Source organism: Gammaproteobacteria bacterium, assembly GCA_017999615.1.
Taxonomy (GTDB): Bacteria; Pseudomonadota; Gammaproteobacteria; order JAABTG01; family JAABTG01; genus JAGNLM01.
Genome location: JAGNLM010000002.1, coordinates 42,769 through 59,599, shown reverse-complemented (window position 1 = coordinate 59,599; position 16,831 = coordinate 42,769). Strand labels below are relative to the sequence as shown.

The following is a 16,831-nucleotide window of genomic DNA, read 5'->3' as shown; positions in this document are numbered from 1 at the left end:
TGGCAGGCGGCCGATACGCCGCGCGGCTCGCTGGACGCCTTCGAGGATCGACGGGCGAGGCTCGTGCGTGCGCGCCCCCGCGGGCTCAGCCCGGGCCGAAGAATCGCCGCTTGGCCGCCTCCGTCGCCACGAGGTAGCCCGCGACGACCAGGGCCATGACCGCGAGGACCTGCCACGGCAGCGGAACGAAGTCGAAGCTCGCGGAGAGCGGACCGAGGTACGGACTGACAAGCGCAACGGCTGCGACGAGGACCGTCGTCCAGAGCAGCAGGCCGCTCGGCCTGCTCCGTATCGCGGACTGCTCTGTCCGCAGTACCAGCACGACGGCCAACTCGGTCATGAGGGAGACCACGAACCACGCGGTCTGGAAGGTCGGCTCGTCGGCCCGGAACACCTTCCAGAGAACGACGAACGTCAGCAGATCGAACAGGGTGCTGAGCAGGCCGAACACGAGCATGAACCGCCGCACGTCCCGGACGTGCCAGCGCTGGGGCAGGGCGACCTTGGCAGCGTCGACGTTGTCGGTCGAAATGGCGACCGATGGCAGGTCGGACAGGAAATTGTTCAGCAGGATCTGCTTGGCGGCCAGGGGCAGGAAGGGCAGGATCGGGGTCGCCAGGGCCATGCTCACCATGTTGCCGAAGTTCGCGCTGGTGGTGATGCAGATGTACTTCAGGGTGTTGGCAAAGGTGCGGCGGCCGTCTCGCACGCCTGCGCCGAGCACCTTGAGGTCGCTGCGCAGCAGAATCACGTCCGCGCTGTCTCTCGCGACGTCGACGGCCCCTTCGACCGAGATGCCGACATCGGCGGCATGCAGGGCAGGAGCGTCGTTGATGCCGTCGCCCATGTAGCCCACGGCGCAACCGGTTCGCTGCAGCGCCCGGACGATGCGCTCTTTCTGTTGCGGGTCGACCTCCACGAAAAGGTCGGCCCGCCCGACTCGATACCAGAGTGCCTCGTCCTTCAGTCTGGCGATCTCTTCACCGGTGATCATCGCCTGCGGGTCGAGCCCGATGCTGCTGGCCACGTGTGCCGAGACGTAGCGGTTGTCACCGGTGATGATCTTGATTCGAATGCCCAGTCCTGCCAGGTCTTCGATCGTTTTTCTTGCGTCTGGCCTCGGCGGGTCGAAGAAGAGGAGAAGGCCCCGCAGGCACATCTCCTTCTCGTCGCTGCGAACATACTCTTCCCTTGCCGCGACACGTTTCGTCGCGAGCGCGAGTACCCGAAACCCCTCCGTGCTCCTCTCGCGGAAATAGGCGTCCAGCCGTTCGCGAGCGGCGTGGTCCAAGGGGACGTCGCTGCCTTCCCGGTCGAGCGAGGAACAGACCGCGAGCACCTGCGCGAAGGCGCCCTTGGTGACCATCCAGTGATGGCCGCTGTCTTCAGCCGGGGCGGCAACGATCGTGAGGCGCTTGCGCACGAAGTCATAAGGGATCTCATCGACCTTCTTCCAGCCTTCGGTGGTGAGCCCTTCCCGCGTCCCGGCCGCCGTCAGCGCCTCGTCGAGGGGGTTGTCGATGCCCGTCTCGAAGGCCGCGTTGAGGTACGCGAGGCGGAGAACCGAGGCCGAGTCCCGGAAGTCCAGATCGACCGCGGCCCGCAGGGCGATGCGCCCCTCGGTGAGCGTGCCGGTCTTGTCCGTGCAGAGGACATCCATGCTGCCCAGATTCTCGATCGCTTCGAGCCTCCGGATGATCACCCCGCGCCGGGCCATGGCGCGGGCCCCGTGGGAGAGGGTCACGCTCACGATGGCGGGCAGGAGCTCCGGTGAAATCCCCACGGCCAGGGCAACCCCGTACAACAGCGATTCGATGGCGGGCCGGTCCAACCAGTGATTGACGGCCAGGACGAAGACCACCATCACGAGCATGACGCGGACGAGAAGGTGCCCGAACTGTCGCACACCCCGGGCAAACTCGGTTTCCGGTGGCTGCGACTTCAGTTGCCTGGCGACGGCGCCGAAGGCCGTGTCCAGGCCGGTCTTCACGACCAGCACCGTGGCCGTGCCACTGCGTACCGAGGTGCCGAGGAATACGCAGTTCGTCCGGGCGGCCAGGGGTGTCTGCGCTGGCACGACACCGGGACGTTTCTCCACCGGCAAGGATTCGCCGGTGAGACTCGCCTCGGTCACCAGGAAGTCCCTCGCCTCGACGATGAGTCCGTCTGCGGGAACCAGGTTGCCCGCGCAGAGCTCGATCACGTCGCCCGGCACGATGGCGCTGGCGCTGGTCGTTCGGGCCGAGCCGTCGCGGCGTACCTGCGCGGTCAAGGCCAGTCGGCGACGCAGCTTGGAAATCGCGGAGGATGCCCGGTGCTCCTGGACGAACCCGAGCAGGGCGCTGCCGATCACGATGGCCAGGATGATCGCGGCGTCGACCCAGTCGCCGGCGAGCATGGAGACGGCGCCGCCGAAGACGAGGATCAGCACCAGTGGGCTCTCGAACTGGTGCAGCAGGAGCCTGGCGGAGGTTCGTTGGGGTTGCTCCTCGAGCGAGTTGGCTCCGTATTGCCGAAGCCGTTCCGCTGCCGTGGTGGCGGGCAGTCCCTGCGGGCCGCTCCCCAGCTGGTCCATCACCACGCGAGCCTGCTCGCTCCAGTAGGAAGCGTGCGGCCCCTGCCTCGTCACGGCTCAGCCCACCCAGGTGCGGGCGTTGCGGAAGAACCGCATCCAGGGTGAGTCCTCGCCCCAGCCGTCGGGGTGCCAGGACCACTGGGGCGTGCGGAAGAGCCGCTCCGGGTGGGGCATCAGGATGGTGAAGCGGCCGTCCGGGGTGGTGAACCCGGTGGCGCCGCCCGGGGAGCCGTTGGGGTTCTCGGGGTAGCGCTCTGCCGGCCGGCCGCGCCCGTTTACGTAGCGCAGGGCCAGCAGGCCGCCGGTGCCGACGGCCGCCGCGTGGGCGGCGTCGCGATGCTCGACCCGCCCCTCGCCGTGGGCCACCACGACCGGCAGGCGCGACCCCGCCATCCCGGCGAAGAAGAGCGACGGGCTCTCGGTGACCTCTACCATCACCAGGCGCGCCTCGAACTGCTCCGAGCGGTTGCGCAGGAACCGCGGCCAGGCCTCGGCGCCCGGGATCAGGTCGTGGAGGAGCGAGAGCGTCTGGCAGCCGTTGCAGACCCCCAGGGCGAAGGTGTCCGGGCGGACGAAGAAGGCCGCGAAGGCGTCCCGGGCCCGTGAGTTGAAGAGGACCGAGCGGGCCCAGCCACCTCCGGCCCCCAGGACGTCGCCGTAGGAGAAGCCGCCGCAGGCCACTAGGCCGCGGAAGCCCTCCAGCCTTGAGCGCCCGGAGAGGACGTCGCTCATGTGCACGTCCACTGCCTCGAAGCCGGCCCGGTCGAAGGCCGCTGCCATCTCCACGTGGCCGTTCACCCCCTGCTCGCGCAGGACGGCCACCCGCGGGCGGGCGCCGGCGAGGTGGGGGGCCGGGGGCGCGGCGGGGTCGAAGGTGAGCGTGACCGAGAGCCCCGGGTCTTCCCCGTCGAGCAGGCGGTCGTATTCCTCGCGGGCGCAGTCCGGGTGGTCGCGCAGGGCCTGCATCCGGAACGTCGTCTCCGACCAGGTCCGGTGCAGCTCGACCCGCGAGAGGTCGAGCAGGATTTCGCGGCCCTGGCGCACGACCACCCGCCCGTGGGTCGCGGGCGCTCCGATGCGGTGCACGTGGCCGCCGAGCCCGGCGCCCTCAAAGGCGCCGAGCACCGCCTGGCGGTCCCCTACGCGGACCTGCAGCACGGCGCCCAGCTCCTCGCTGAAGAGGGTCTCCAGTGACCCGCCGGAGAGGCCGGTCAGGTCCACCTCGAGACCGGTGTGGCCCGCGAAGGCCATCTCGCAGAGCGTCGCCCACAGCCCGCCGTCCGAGCGGTCGTGGTAGGCCAGCAGGAGCCCGTCGGAGCTCAGCCGCTGGACGGCCGCGAAGAAGCCCTTCAGGTCCCCGGGGTGGTCGAGATCGGGCACCTGGTCGCCCAGCTGGCCGTAGACCTGGGCGAGCGCCGAGGCCCCCAGGCGGTTCCGCCCGCGGCCCAGGTCCACGAGCAGCAGGTCGGTCTCGCCCCGGTCGGTCCGCAGCACCGGGGTCAGGGTGCGGGCGATGTCCGCGACCGGCGCGAACGCCGAGGCGATGAGCGAGAGGGGGGCGGTGACGGCGCGCTCCTCTCCGGCCTCGTGCCACACGGTCTTCATGGAGAGGCTGTCCTTGCCCACCGGCACCGCGATCCCGAGGGTCGGGCAGAGCTCGAGCGCCACCGAGCGCACGGTGTCGAAGAGGGCCGCGTCCTCACCGGGGTGCCCCACGGCGGCCATCCAGTTCGCCGAGAGGACCACCTGGCCGAGGTCCTCCACGGCGGCCGCGGCGAGGTTCGTGATGGCCTCCGCCACCGCCATGCGCCCGGATGCCGGCGCGTCCACGAGCGCGAGGGGGGTGCGCTCGCCGATGGCCATCGCCTCGCCCGTGCGGGACCGGTAGCCGGTCGCAGTGACGGCGCAGTCCGCGACCGGGACTTGCCACGGGCCGACCATCGGGTCCCTCGCCACCAGACCGGTCACGCTGCGGTCGCCGATGGTCACGAGGAAGGTCTTGTCCGCGACGGCCGGCAGCCGGAGCACTCTCAGGGCCGCCTCGCGCAGGTCGATGCCCGTGAGGTCGAGGGGCGGGCGGGGCGGGCGCACGTGGGCCGCCTCCCGGTGCATGCGCGGCGGCTTGCCGAGCAGGACCTCGAGCGGCAGGTCGATGGGGGTGTTGGCGAAGTGGCGGTCGTGCATCACCAGGCGCCCGTCGTCCGTCGCCTCCCCGAGCACGGCGTACGGGCAGCGCTCGCGCTCGCACAGGGCCGAGAAGCGCGCCAGGTCCTCGGGGCGCACGGACAGCACGTAGCGCTCCTGGGACTCGTTGCACCAGATCTCGAGCGGCGACATCCCGGGGTCGTCGCTCGGCACGGCGCGCAGCTCCAGCCGCCCGCCGCGGCCGCTCTCGTGCAGCAGCTCGGGGACCGCGTTGGACAGGCCACCGGCGCCCACGTCGTGGACGGCCACGATGGGGTTGGCCTCCCCGAGCTCCCGGCAGCGGTCGATGACCTCCTGGGCCCGGCGCTGCATCTCGGGATTGGCCCGCTGCACCGAGGCGAAGTCGAGCGCCTCCTCGCTCGCCCCGGAGGCCATCGATGAGGCCGCGCCGCCGCCGAGTCCGATCAGCATCGCCGGTCCCCCGAGGACGATGACCTTGGCTCCCGTGGGGATGTGCCCCTTGGCCACGTGGGGCGCGCGGATGTTGCCGACCCCGCCGGCCAGCATGATGGGCTTGTGGTAGCCCCGGACCTCGGGGCCGCCGACGCCGGGGACGCTCTGCTCGTAGGTCCGGAAATACCCCACGAGGTTCGGGCGCCCGAACTCGTTGCCGAACCCCGCGGCCCCGACCGGGCCCTCGATCATGATGTCGAGTGCGGAGGCGATCCTGCCCGGTTTCCCGTGGTCCACCTCCCAGGCCTGCTCGAAGCCCGGGATCCGCAGGTTCGAGACCGAGAAGCCCACCAGACCGGCCTTGGTCCGGGCCCCGCGGCCGGTGGCGGCCTCGTCGCGGATCTCACCCCCCGTGCCGGTGGCGGCCCCGGGGCCGGGGGAGATCGCGGTGGGGTGGTTGTGGGTCTCCACCTTCATCAGGATGTGGACCGGCTCCTCGACGTAGCGGTAGCGCCCGTCGCCGGGGTCGGGGGCGAAGCGGGCGGCGGGGAAGCCGCGCACCACGGCCGCGTTGTCCCGGTAGGCGGAGAGGACGTCCCCGGGGCTGCGGCGGTGCGTCTCCTTGACCATGCCGAAGAGGGTCCCCTCGCCCGGGGCGCCGTCCAGGGTCCAGGTGGCGTTGAAGACCTTGTGGCGGCAGTGCTCCGAGTTCGCCTGGGCGAACATCATCAGCTCGACGTCGTGGGGGTTGCGCCCGAGGGCCCGGAAGCTGGCGAGGAGGTAGTCCACCTCGTCGTCCGAGAGGGCGAGGCCGAGCTCCCGGTTGGCCCGCTCGAGGGCTCCCCGGCCGCCCTCCAGGAGGTCCACGGACTGCAGGCGGGCCGGCTCGGCGTGCTGGAAGAGCCGGCGTTCGGCCTCCGCGAAGTCCGCCGTCACCACCTCCGTCATGCGGTCGTGGACGAGCCCCTGGACGACCGCCAGTGCCCGCGGGTCGAGCCCAGCGCCCGCCTCGCTCTCGAGATACCAGGCGACGCCCCGCTCGATGCGCGACACCGCCGCCAGGCCGCAGACGTGGGCGATGTCGGTGGCCTTGGTGGACCACGGCGAGATGGTGCCGGGGCGGGGGACCACGAGCTGGAGCTGCCCCCGGGGCGGCAAGGAGGTGGGGGGTGGGCCGTAGTCCAGCAGTTGGCGCAGGACGGCGAGGTCTCCTGGGGCGAGGGGCTCGCGCAGCTCGACGAAGTGGACGTACTCGGCGAAGGCGCCGGTGAGCGCGCCGGCCCCTGCGGCTCGGGCCTGGTCGAGGGTCTTGTCCAGGCGAAATCGGGAGAGGGCGGGGGAGCCGCGCAGGTACATGGCTGGGCCTCGGGTGGGAGCGAGCCCCAATGATAGGTCAGGGTCGCCCCGGGCGCGCGGGCGGGGCGCGTCCCTGTGCTAACCTCTCGGCTCCACGCCGGACCAGACCGTCAGGAGTGCGCGACGATGGCCCATTCCGAAACCACCCCCCCACCAGGCCTGGAGTCCCCGGTTCCGCCGGGCTCCGCCGGCCCCTCGCCGCGGACCGCCGTCCCCGGCCAGCTCCCCGAGGTCTCCCCGGAGCGTGAGGCGGCCATCCGGGCGCGGATGGACGAGCTGGGGCTCTCTCGGGACTCGCTCTCGCGGCGCCCCGCCGGCCGGCGCGGGCGCAGGGGGCTCCTCCTGGGGGTGGCCGGGGCCGCGGTGGTCCTGGCCCTCGTCTGGCTCGTCGGCGGCCCGCCGGAACCGATGCCCGAGACGAAGGGGGCCCGTACGGGGTCTTCCGCCGGGACGCCTGCGCGGCCGGCCGCGGCGACCAAGGCCGAGCGGCCCTCGGCGGCGGCGCTCCCGGACCCCGTCTGGCCTGCTCCCGCCCCTGGGCCCGTGCCCTCGGCTGCGCGGGGCTCTGCGCCTGCGCCTGCGCCCGGGTCCGGTCCGGCAGCGGTGCCTGCGCCCGTGCCTGCGTCGGCCTCCGCGTCCGCGTCCGCGTCCGTGCCGGTGTCCGCTCGCGAGCCTGCGCCCGCATCCGGGGCAACGCCCGGGTCAGCGTCCTCTGCCGCGCCGGCACCCTCGTCCGCCTCCGCAGCGGCTGCTGCTGCGTCCGCCCCGGCGTCCTCCTCCGCACCGGCTGCCGCGTCGGCACCTGCGCCCTCGTCCGCCCCGGCGTCCTATCCCTCCTACCCCGCATACCCGGGGTATTCCTCCCCGTACGGCTGGGCCCCCCAGCCCTACTACCCCTACGGGGCGCCGGCTCGCAGCCCGTAACGGGACAACAGCCGGCGCCACCAGCGCCGGCCAGCCTTCGGGGGCTGGGGACCGGGGGCCGCCCCGGTCGTCCGGGTGGGTGGCTCCAGCGGCGGGGCCGGCGGTGCGGGGGTGGAGGAGGGGTCGGTGCCCGGGCCGAGCGCCCTGCGCACGACCTCGCAGGCGTTCGGCTCGAAGCCGAGCACGGGGCCGAATTCCCCGACCTTGCCCGCCGCGGCCGCGACGACGGCCACGAGTGCCGGACTCCGCGACGGGAAGACCACGGCGTACCGCTCGGCGAGCCGGGAGAGAGCCTCGCCGACGCCGTCGGGCGGGGCGTCCGCCAGGGCGTCACAGGCTTCGTTGGCGAGGGCCGCGAAGCGGTGCATCCGTTCCTCCAGCGAGCGCGGGTTTTCGACCTCCCCTTCCGGGGGCGCCTGGATGGCCTGGGTCAGGGTTTCGGGGAAGCGCCAGCTGCGGGCCACCGCGACGCCCAGTTCGTGCAGGGACAGCTCGAGCACGCTGCGCGCGGCCGCGTCCCAATCGAGCCCCTGCTCCCGGAGCCGGCGCCGGATCTCGGCGTATTCCTCGGGGAAGTACACGAGGGTCAGGCTGCGGCCGAGATTGTGGAAGAGGCCGCAAAGAAAGGCGTCTTCCACCGCCTCGAGACCGGCGGCGCGCGCCAGGTGGCGGGCGACGAGCCCGCTCATGAAGGCCGCCGCGATGGACTCCCGGCCCTCCGAGGTGCTGCCGATGCCCATCCGTTGGCCGTAGATGAGGCCGGTCGCCGCCGCGCGGACCTGCCGCAGACCGAGGACCTTGACGGCCTCGGAGACGTTCCGCACCGGCCGGGCCACGGGGCCGTAGAAGGCCGAATTGGCCAGCCGCAGCAGGCGCTTGGTCAGGGCGTAGTCGCGCAGGATGACGTTCGCGAGCTGGGCGGTCGAGGCGCGGGTGTCGGCGGCGGTGAGGCGGTTGAGCTCGCCGAGGGTCTGGGACAGGGCCGGGAAGTCGCCCTTGTGGCGCATGCGCAGCAGCAGGAACTCGAGGGCCGGGATGCGTTCCTCCCCGGCGGCGGGCGCCCGGGGGCCCGCGGCCTCGGCAGGGGAGACCTCCTCCAGCGCCAGGGCCATCGCCCCGGCGTCGGGATAGCGGGCCGTCCGGTCGCGCTCGAGGGCCCGGAGCACGAAGGCGTCCAGCTTCGGGTCCAGGTCCGGCACGACGCTGGAGGGCGCGGGCAGGGGGCCCTCCAGGAGCTCGGCCCGCACCGCCTTCAGGTCGTCTCCGCGGACCAGCCTGCGCCCGGTGATGAGCTCGAAGGCGAGGAGCCCGAGCGCGAAGACGTCGGAGCAGGGCCCCGGCTCGGAGCCGGTGACGTGCTCGGGGCTGAGGTAGTGGAGGGTGCCCATGAGGACGTGGCCTGCGGGGCGCGCGGCCTCCAGCAGGCGCGAGGTCCCGAGGTCCGCGATGCGCGGCGTGCCGTTCGTGGTCAGCAGCACGTTCGCCGGTTTCAGGTCCAGGTGCGCGATGCCCTGCGCGTGGGCGTGGGCGACCCCCGCGAGGACCTGGCGCAGCAGGGCCAGGGCCCGGGGCAGGGGCAGGCGCCCCTCGCGCGCGAGCAGGGCCGCGAGGGTCTCGCCCTCGACGTACTCGAAGACGAGGAAGGGCGCGCCCTCGTGCTCCCCCACGTCGAAGAGGGTGACGACGTTCGGGTGCAGCAGCTTCCCGGCGTTGCGGGCCTCCTGGGGCAGCCGCTCGCGCCAGCCCTCCCCGGCGAGCGCGCCGGAGTGAAGGCGCTTCACGGCGACCGGCCGGTCCAGCACACGGTCGTGGGCGAGGTAGACCTTGCCCTCACCGCCCTCGCCGATGCACCGGTCGAGCCGGAACCGGTCCAGCCGCGTCAGGCCGAAGTTGCCCTCGGAGCGGCCTTCGATCCCGGGAACCCCGGCAGGGGGATGCCCAGCCCTGTCCGAGCTCGTGCCTCGCGCATTCCTGGCGCCCGCCATCGCCCGCTCTCCGCCACCTTGTCTGAGGGAGGTTGTCGGACACCGGCCGGCAAGATTGAGCGCCGGCCGGCGCGGGCGGGAGGCGAGGGGCGCGCCGCGGGGCCGGTGGGCCTCAGCCGGGGGACGAGCCGGGGTCGGCGGACGAGCCGGGGTTTGCCGGCGAGCTGGGGTCCGCGGACGAGGCGGCGCCCGAGGACGGCAGGGTGTCCGAGAACGCGGCGGCGATGGCGTCGTCGACCGTCTCCAGCCAGATGAGCTCGAGCTGCCCGCGAGCGGCGGCCGGGATCTCCTCGAGGTCCTTGCGGTTGCGCGCCGGGAGGAGCACGCGCTTCAGCCCCGCCCGGGCCGCCGCAAGCGTCTTCTCCTTGATCCCGCCCACCGGCAGCACCAGCCCGCGCAGGCTGATCTCACCGGTCATGGCGGTGTCGTTGCGCACGGTTCGGCCGGTGAGCAGCGAGACCAGCGCGGTGAACATCGCCACCCCCGCGCTGGGGCCGTCCTTCGGGGTCGCTCCGGCCGGCACGTGCACGTGGACGTCGCTCTTCTGGAAGGCCTCGCCGTCGATGCCGAGCGCGGCCGAGCGGCCCTTGACGAGGGTCAGGGCGGCCTGGGCGCTCTCCTTCATGACGTCGCCCAGCTGTCCGGTAAGAATGAGCCGGCCGGCTCCCTCGACCCGGCTCGCCTCGATGAAGAGGATGTCGCCGCCTACCGGCGTCCAGGCGAGCCCCGTGGCCACGCCGGGGACGGACAGGCGCATCGCGACCTCTCCCTCGAAGCGGCGCGGTCCGAGGACCGGCGCCAGGTCATTGGCATCCAGGTGCACGGCCGCCGAGGTGCCCTCGGCGACCTGCATCGCCACACGGCGGAAGACCTTGCCGATCTCGCGCTCCAGGTTGCGCACCCCCGCCTCGCGGGTGTAATCGCGGACGATCGCGCGCAGGGCCTCGGCGGTGAGCGAGGCCTGCTCGGGCGTGAGGCCGTTGGCCTCGAGCTGGCGCCTGACCAGATAGCGTCGGCCGATCTCGACCTTCTCCTCCTCGGTGTAGCCGGGCAGCTCGATGACCTCCATGCGGTCTCGCAGCGGGCCGGGCACGGTGTCCATCATGTTCGCGGTGCCGAGGAACATGACCCGGGAGAGATCGAACGGCACGGCCAGGTAATTGTCCCGGAAGGTGGAGTTCTGCTCCGGGTCGAGCACCTCGAGCAGGGCCGAGGCCGGGTCGCCGTGGAAGCCGCCCATGCCGAGCTTGTCCAGCTCGTCGAGCATGAACACCGGGTTGCGGGTGCCCGCCTTGCGGATCGCCTGGATGACGTTGCCGGGCAGCGCCCCGAGATAGGTCCGCCGGTGCCCGCGGATCTCGGACTCGTCGTGCACGCCCCCGAGGGCCACCCGCACGAACTTGCGTCCCGTGGCGCGGGCGATGCTCTGGCCGAGTGAGGTCTTGCCGACGCCGGGGGGGCCCACCAGGCACAGGATCGCGCCGCGGCCGCCGGGGTTGAGCTTGCGCACCGCGAGGAACTCGAGGATGCGCCGCTTGACCTTCTCGAGCCCGTAGTGGTCCTCGTCCAGGATCCGCCGGGCCTCGGCGATGTCGATGGGCGTCTCCGCGGGCTCCGCCCAGGGCAGCGCCGTCAGCCAGTCCAGGTAGGTCCGCACCATGGAGTACTCGCCGGAGGCCTCCGGCATGCGCTCCAGGCGCGTCAGCTCGCGCCGGGCCTGCTCCTCCACCTCCGGGGGCATCTTCGCCCCGGCGATCGCGGAGCCGATCTCCTCGAGCTCCGCCGCCTTCGGCTCGATGTCACCCAGCTCGCGCTGGATCGTCTTCAGCTGCTCGCGCAGCAGGAATTCCCGCTGGCGCTTGTCCACCGACTCCTTGGTCTGGCGGTCGATCTCGTGCGACAGGCGGAGCACGGCCAACCGGTGGGCGAGGAGGTCCGCGACCCGGGTGACGCGCTGCTCCACGTCAAAGGTCTCCAGGAGCCCCTGCTTCTCCTCGGGCTTGATGTCGAGGAAGTGGGCCACGAGATCGGCGAGCGCCCCCGGCGCGGGGATGGCCTTGATGGTGCCGGAGAGCTCGGTGGGGACCTGGGGCAGCAGCTCGACCGCCTCGAGGGCCTCGCGCCGGAGGTGGTCCATGCGCGCCTCGAGGGCGGGCGTGAGCGTCTCCGGGTCCTCGATCCGCTCCACCCGCGCCACGAAGAACGGGTAACCGTCCAGGAACTCGAGGACGCGGAAGCGGTGGTCACCGTGCACGATCAGGTGATGGGACCCGTCGGGGGCGGTGACGTACCGGAGCAGGGTCGCCACGGTGCCGACGGTGGAGAGGTCCGAGGGCGCGAGCTGGTCCAGTGCGGGGTCCCGTTGTTGCAGCACCCCGATGGGCCGCTCGGACTTGACCGCCTCCTGGGCCGCGGCGACCGAGCGCTTGCGCCCCACCGAGAGGGGGATCACCACGCCGGGGAACAGCACCGTGCTGCGCACGGGCAGCACGATCACGGCGTCGTCGGGGATCTCGGGGACCACGGCCGGCGCGGCGCCGCCTTCCTTCTCTTCTTCGCTCATGGCGTCCTCAGGGAACCCGGGACAGGCTCAGGACCAGGCAGCCGTCGACCATTTCGTGCCGGTCCACGCGAAAGCGCCCGGCGGGCAGTTCCAGGCGGCGCTCGAAGCGGCCCTGGGGGATCTCGAGACGGTGGACCTGGGCCTCGCGGACCGCAGCGGGCAGGGGCCGCTCTCCGGAGACGATGACCGTGCCACCCTCGACCCGTACCTTGACCCGGTCGACCGGCACTCCGGGGAGCGCGACCACGAGCCAGAGGTCGCGCTCCGTCTCGAAGACGTCCACCGGCGGGTGCCAGGCCGTCCGTCCCCCGCGGGGTGCGGGGCGGAAGAACTCGCGGCGCATCCGCTCGGCCTGCTCGAGCATCTCGCAGGCCTCCGCCCACATCCAGTTGCGAGGGTCACGTCCAGGCATCACGGTACTCCCCGAGGCTCCCGTCCAGCATACCGACCGCGGCTGCGGCGGTCGAGGGCGCGGGCGGCGCGCCCCGGGGGCTGCAACCGCTTGCATTGGAGCCTGGGGCGTGCTGAGCTTCCCCGGGCCCCGATGGCCCCCTTGCCGGCGGTCGCCACTGTGCCGCTCGGCTCACGTCGCGCGCAGCGAGGACAGGAATGGATACGCCGCTCCGTCGTTTTCTGGAGATCCCGTACGAGCAGCTCGAGGAGGCGAATCTTCAGGCCAAGGCCGAGCGCGTGGCCGGAGAGGACCCGGGAAGGATCCGCGAGGCGCGCGTCAAGCGGCTGACCGACGAGAAGGGCATCAAGGCCGTGACCGTCTGTTTCACGGACCTCGAGGGCCGCTTCCACATGCTGGACTACGACAAGAAGTTCCTCCTGAAGTCCCCCGACAACCTCACCTTCGACGGCTCCTCCATCCGCGGCTTCTCGCGCCAGGCGGAGTCGGACTTGCGGCTCGGTGTCGACTGGGCGGCGCTGTACTGGCTGCCCTCGGATGTCTTCGGACCCGGCAAGGTGCTGGTCTTCGGCGACGTCCAGGACCAGGGCGGGACCCCCTATCCCGGCGACTTCCGGTCGCGGCTGAAGGCCTTCGGTGGGGAGCTGCGCCAGAAGGGGATGGTGGCCCACGTGGCGAGCGAGATCGAGGGATTCCTCTTCCGGGGCCGTGACGCCGAGCGCCGCTACTTCGAGACCGGCCAGTTCGAGTACGTCTCCACGGGCGGTTACTACCATTCACTGCCCGGCGACGCGCTGCGCCGCTTCATCGACACCTCGGCCGAGGTCCAGCGGGCGCTCGGGTTCGGTAACGAGAAGGACCACCCGGAGGTCGCTCCCTCGCAGTTCGAGATGAACTACGCCTACACCGAGGCCACCGTGGCTGCGGACCAGGTGCAGCTCTACAAGCTGATCGCCCGGCAGGTCGCGGCCCAGATGGAGCTCACCGCCTCGTTCCTGCCGAAGCCGGTCGCCAACGTGAACGGCAGCGGCTGCCACACCAACGTCTCCATCGCCCGCAACGGCAGGAACCTCTTCCACGACGGCAAGGGGCAGTACGGGTTGAGCCCCCTCGCGTGGGGCTTCGTGAATCGGGTGCTGGCGACCGCGGGCGAGACCTGCCTCGTCTTCAATTCCAGCGTCAACGCCTACCGGCGTCTCGACCCCCACTTCGAGGCCCCCAACCAGATCAAGGTCTCCGCGTCCGACCGGGGGTCGATGGTCCGGGTCCCCATCGGCAACGAGCGCGCGGCCCGCATCGAGGTGCGATCGATCGCGCCGGACGCGAATCCCTATCTGGCGATCTTCGTCCTGTTGAAGACCGGGCTCGAGGGGCCCGGGGGCGACGGCGCGAAGTCCCAGCGGGTGCGCCTGCTCCCCGGCAACGTCTACGAGGCGCTCCGTTCCTTCGAGTCGAGCAGATACCTGCGGGAGCTGCTGGGGCGCGAGGTGCACGCGAAGTACGCCGAGCTGAAGCTCGCCTGCGCCGAGCGCTGCCCGAAGGCGCTCGGCTCGCGCGTCAAGCGCGGCGAGATCCAGTTCCACCACGAGGTGACGAACCAGTACCTCTGGGGCCAGTTCTGAGGCATTCCGTGCCCGGCGCCGCGGGCGTTACGGCACCTCGTCGACCCGCAGGAGGATGACGCGGTTCGTCTCCCCCCGGCGCCGGGTCGAGTAGACGGTGCCGGTCCCGCGGTCCTGGGCGGACTCCACGGAGCTGGCGACGACGACCCACTCGCCGAGCCGGGTGGAGACGACGGTGCTGGCCGCCTGGGTGTCCACGACCCCCCCACCCACGCCCGCGGGGCGCGCGGCGAAGGGGGAGAGCTCCAGCGTCACACGGTCGGCGCTCAACCGGGGGAGGGCGTAGAAGCCGGTCGCGAGGTCGAGATAGCGCACGGTGCCCGCAACGCCGGCGCCGCCTGGGCCGACGAAGACGTACTGCTCGCCGACGGGCACCGAGGTCCCGGCACGCACCAGGGCGGCCCGGCCCTCCAGGGTCTGCACCTTCTGGGTCGTCACCCCTTCGTCGCGGGAGTCGGTGCCGTAGACCTCGACGCGGGCGCGGTTTCCCGCACCGGGGCCGGTGCGCCCCGCCGAGACCGTCGCGTCCCCCACGCGGACCCGGGCGCCGACGGAGGCCCCGAGGGCGTCCAGGTTCTCTTCCCGCTCCTGGCGCACGCTGATCATCAGCCGCCGGGGCTCCCGGTCCAGCTGGCTCAGGACCTCCTCGACGGTGGAGAGATTCTCGGGGGAGGTCTTCACCACCAGCCGGTCGCCGAGGCCGGTCACCGCGCCGGGCTCGGGCACGAGCGGGCGCAGCACGGGGGCGACCTCCTCCACGGTGCGGTATTGCAGGGCGTACACCTGGATGACGAGCTCCTCGGCCGCCGCGCCGCGCGCGCCGGCGCCGAGGACGAGAAGGAGGACGAGGCCGAAGACCGCGCGGTGCAGTTCTCTCATACGCCCAGCGTCCGGAAGCTGGGGTCCGGCTCGGCCGTGTCCCAGATGGGTTGGAAGGCCCGGAGCAATTCGCGGGCCCTGGCGGGGGCGTGGAACGACGCCTTGCCTTCGTAGCGGTCGGCGAGACCACGGTGCAGATACCCGGTGCCGTCGGCCACGACGAAGGCCTGGTTGAAGGTGCGGTACTCCTCCGCCGGTACCCGGATCTGCAGGAAGCTCGGCAGGCGCTGGGAGAGCGTCACCAGGCGGTGTCCGTCCCGCAGCACCGGCTCCACGTCCTGCACGAGGATGCGTACCTGCGCCCGCCGTGAGCGAAGGACCAGGCGCGTCACGGCCTCGGCGAAGTCGGCCGTATCGAAGATCCGCGGGTCAATCTGCCGGCTCAAGATGTCCAGGGTCCGCGCGGCCTGGCGGGCGAGGGCGAGCGCCACTGCCGCGGCCTCCTCGGTCGTCGTCACCTCGAGCGGCTCGGGCGTCTCACCGAGCCTGTAGCCGTCCAGCCGCATCAGCCCCGGCCTGCGTGCTGGACCAGGAACGCCTGGAGGTCGTCGACCCAGAGGTCCACCGTGCCGCCGACGGAATCGCCGAGGAGCCGTTGCCAGGCGCTCCGGTGCGCCGCCAGTGTCCCATGGGCCGCCGCCTCGACGTCGTCGCGGCGCACCGCGGCCGTCGCCGCGTGGACCAGGTAGTCGACCCCGAGACCTGCCGCCCCGCCCAGGGCGAGACCCAGGGGGCCTCCGCCGGCACCGACGCTGGCCCCCGCGACGCTCCCCGCCAGGCGAGAGAAGGCCGGTGCGGCGAGCCGTGAGCCCACGCGGGCGGCCGAGGGCGCGAGCGCCCGGCCGGAGACACCCTGGGCGAGGGCTCGCCCCGCGGCCGCGCCCACCGTGCGCCCCGCCATGGCCCCGGCCGCGGCGAGGGAGAGCCCGCGCAGGGACTCGAAGCCGGTCTGCCCCAGGTCGGGGACGACCAGCTTGCGGGTCCAGGCTGCCCAGTCGAGGGTGAGGTGCGGGGCCGCCTGGGCCGAAGGGCTCTCCAGCACGCGGGACTCCCGGCCCAGGAACCGCAGGAATTCGGCGTCCGTCTGGGCCGCGAGGGCCAGGGTCCGCCGGTGGGCGTCCACCAGGGCCTGCTCGTAGGCGGCGCGCACCAGGGGGTCGGACTCCTCGGGCTTCAGCACGAGGTCCCGATACCGGCCCTCCACGTGGCGCTCCACGTCCTGGGCGACTGCGTCCCGCAGGCCCATGACCCCGGGGGTCACCGCGTGGCCGGCCGCCGAGACCAGCGCCACCCGCAGCAGTTCGTAGCCGGTGCCCCAGGCGAGGTACCAGTCGGTGAAGGCCGCCACACGGGCCGCCATCGTCTCGAAGAGGGGAGTGACCGCCTCCTCCGTGTCCGCCCGCGCCGCCCGGCGCAGTTCCGCGCGCGCCGACTCGAGCTGGTACACCTGTCCGGCGAGAAACGCCCCCAGGCGCTCCTCGTCGACCAGGGCGCGGACCTCGCGGCCATCCGCGGCGCGGTACGTGAGCCACGCGAGCGGCCGGGCCTCGCGGCGCACGCCGGAGTCGGCGCTCGACTGGTCGGGGTGCACGGCGCTGAGCCACTCCAGCCGGTCGAGGACGCTGTCCCACAGCCCCCGGCCGAGCCCCAGGGCGAGCAAGACGAGGAGGGCGCCGACGAGAACCGTCGAGACCCGCAGGCGGCGCCGGGGCGAGGGCCGGACCTCGGCCCGCAGCCCGGCCAACGGAGCCAGCTCCGTGACCGCGGCGGGGAGAGAGTGGCGGGACGAACCCTGGAGCAATGTCCGCATCGAGCTCACCTCGAGGAGTGCGCGCTCCGCCTGGATGCGGAGGCGACCGTTCGAAGGGCGATTATCCCACGGATGCTGGGCACGGATGCCGGGGCACGCATGCCCGC

General features: G+C 72.6%; 9 protein-coding genes. 1 reads left to right on the top strand and 8 read right to left on the bottom strand.

Features of this window, described 5'->3' with window-relative positions; translation table 11 throughout:
- Positions 1-85: 85 nt before the first annotated feature.
- From mgtA to KA217_03450, 5 genes are all read right to left on the bottom strand, one after another.
- Entirely contained in the window at positions 86-2,575 is a 2,490-nt protein-coding gene (mgtA, locus tag KA217_03470; GenBank protein ID MBP7711511.1) for a magnesium-translocating P-type ATPase, read from the bottom strand.
- A gap of 57 nt (positions 2,576-2,632) precedes the next feature.
- Positions 2,633-6,529 (bottom strand): phosphoribosylformylglycinamidine synthase, encoded by a 3,897-nt coding sequence (purL, locus tag KA217_03465; protein MBP7711510.1) that lies wholly within the window; start codon positions 6,527-6,529, stop codon positions 2,633-2,635.
- An 896-nt stretch (positions 6,530-7,425) separates the two neighbouring features.
- Positions 7,426-9,438 carry an HDOD domain-containing protein gene (locus KA217_03460; GenBank protein MBP7711509.1) on the bottom strand — a complete coding sequence of 671 codons (2,013 nt, stop codon included), beginning with the start codon at positions 9,436-9,438 and terminating at the stop codon, positions 7,426-7,428.
- Between the two features lie 112 nt (positions 9,439-9,550).
- Positions 9,551-12,001 (bottom strand): endopeptidase La, encoded by a 2,451-nt coding sequence (lon, locus tag KA217_03455; protein ID MBP7711508.1) that lies wholly within the window; start codon positions 11,999-12,001, stop codon positions 9,551-9,553.
- A gap of 7 nt (positions 12,002-12,008) precedes the next feature.
- Positions 12,009-12,413, bottom strand: a complete 405-nt coding sequence (locus tag KA217_03450) for an Hsp20/alpha crystallin family protein (protein MBP7711507.1) — start codon at positions 12,411-12,413, stop codon at positions 12,009-12,011.
- Between the two features lie 197 nt (positions 12,414-12,610).
- On the opposite strand from KA217_03450, the gene KA217_03445 reads away from it, so the two are divergent.
- Positions 12,611-14,035, top strand: a complete 1,425-nt coding sequence (locus KA217_03445) for a glutamine synthetase (protein ID MBP7711506.1) — start codon at positions 12,611-12,613, stop codon at positions 14,033-14,035.
- A 27-nt stretch (positions 14,036-14,062) separates the two neighbouring features.
- Here the strand turns inward: KA217_03445 and KA217_03440 are convergent, their stop codons facing one another.
- From KA217_03440 to KA217_03430, 3 genes are read right to left on the bottom strand one after another with little or no spacing between them, the layout of a single operon-like run.
- A complete protein-coding gene (locus KA217_03440) occupies positions 14,063-14,914 on the bottom strand; it encodes a hypothetical protein (GenBank protein ID MBP7711505.1) in 852 nt (283 codons plus the stop codon).
- A complete protein-coding gene (locus tag KA217_03435) occupies positions 14,911-15,420 on the bottom strand; it encodes an acyltransferase (GenBank protein MBP7711504.1) in 510 nt (169 codons plus the stop codon). Before KA217_03435 ends, KA217_03440 begins: the two co-directional genes overlap by 4 nt.
- Positions 15,420-16,724, bottom strand: a complete 1,305-nt coding sequence (locus KA217_03430; protein MBP7711503.1) for a hypothetical protein — start codon at positions 16,722-16,724, stop codon at positions 15,420-15,422. Before KA217_03430 ends, KA217_03435 begins: the two co-directional genes overlap by 1 nt.
- Between the last annotated feature and the right edge of the window lie 107 nt (positions 16,725-16,831).

What these genes read in the sequence shown, in the direction of transcription:
- KA217_03450 (MBP7711507.1), bottom strand. Translation starts at nt 12,413, where the DNA reads ATGCCTGGACGTGACCCTCGCAACTGGATGTGGGCGGAGGCCTGCGAG.
- KA217_03435 (MBP7711504.1), bottom strand. Translation starts at nt 15,420, where the DNA reads ATGCGGCTGGACGGCTACAGGCTCGGTGAGACGCCCGAGCCGCTCGAG.
- KA217_03440 (MBP7711505.1), bottom strand. Translation starts at nt 14,914, where the DNA reads ATGAGAGAACTGCACCGCGCGGTCTTCGGCCTCGTCCTCCTTCTCGTC.
- lon (MBP7711508.1), bottom strand. Translation starts at nt 12,001, where the DNA reads ATGAGCGAAGAAGAGAAGGAAGGCGGCGCCGCGCCGGCCGTGGTCCCC.
- KA217_03460 (MBP7711509.1), bottom strand. Translation starts at nt 9,438, where the DNA reads ATGGCGGGCGCCAGGAATGCGCGAGGCACGAGCTCGGACAGGGCTGGG.
- mgtA (MBP7711511.1), bottom strand. Translation starts at nt 2,575, where the DNA reads ATGGACCAGCTGGGGAGCGGCCCGCAGGGACTGCCCGCCACCACGGCA.
- KA217_03445 (MBP7711506.1), top strand. Translation starts at nt 12,611, where the DNA reads ATGGATACGCCGCTCCGTCGTTTTCTGGAGATCCCGTACGAGCAGCTC.
- KA217_03430 (MBP7711503.1), bottom strand. Translation starts at nt 16,724, where the DNA reads ATGCGGACATTGCTCCAGGGTTCGTCCCGCCACTCTCTCCCCGCCGCG.
- purL (MBP7711510.1), bottom strand. Translation starts at nt 6,529, where the DNA reads ATGTACCTGCGCGGCTCCCCCGCCCTCTCCCGATTTCGCCTGGACAAG.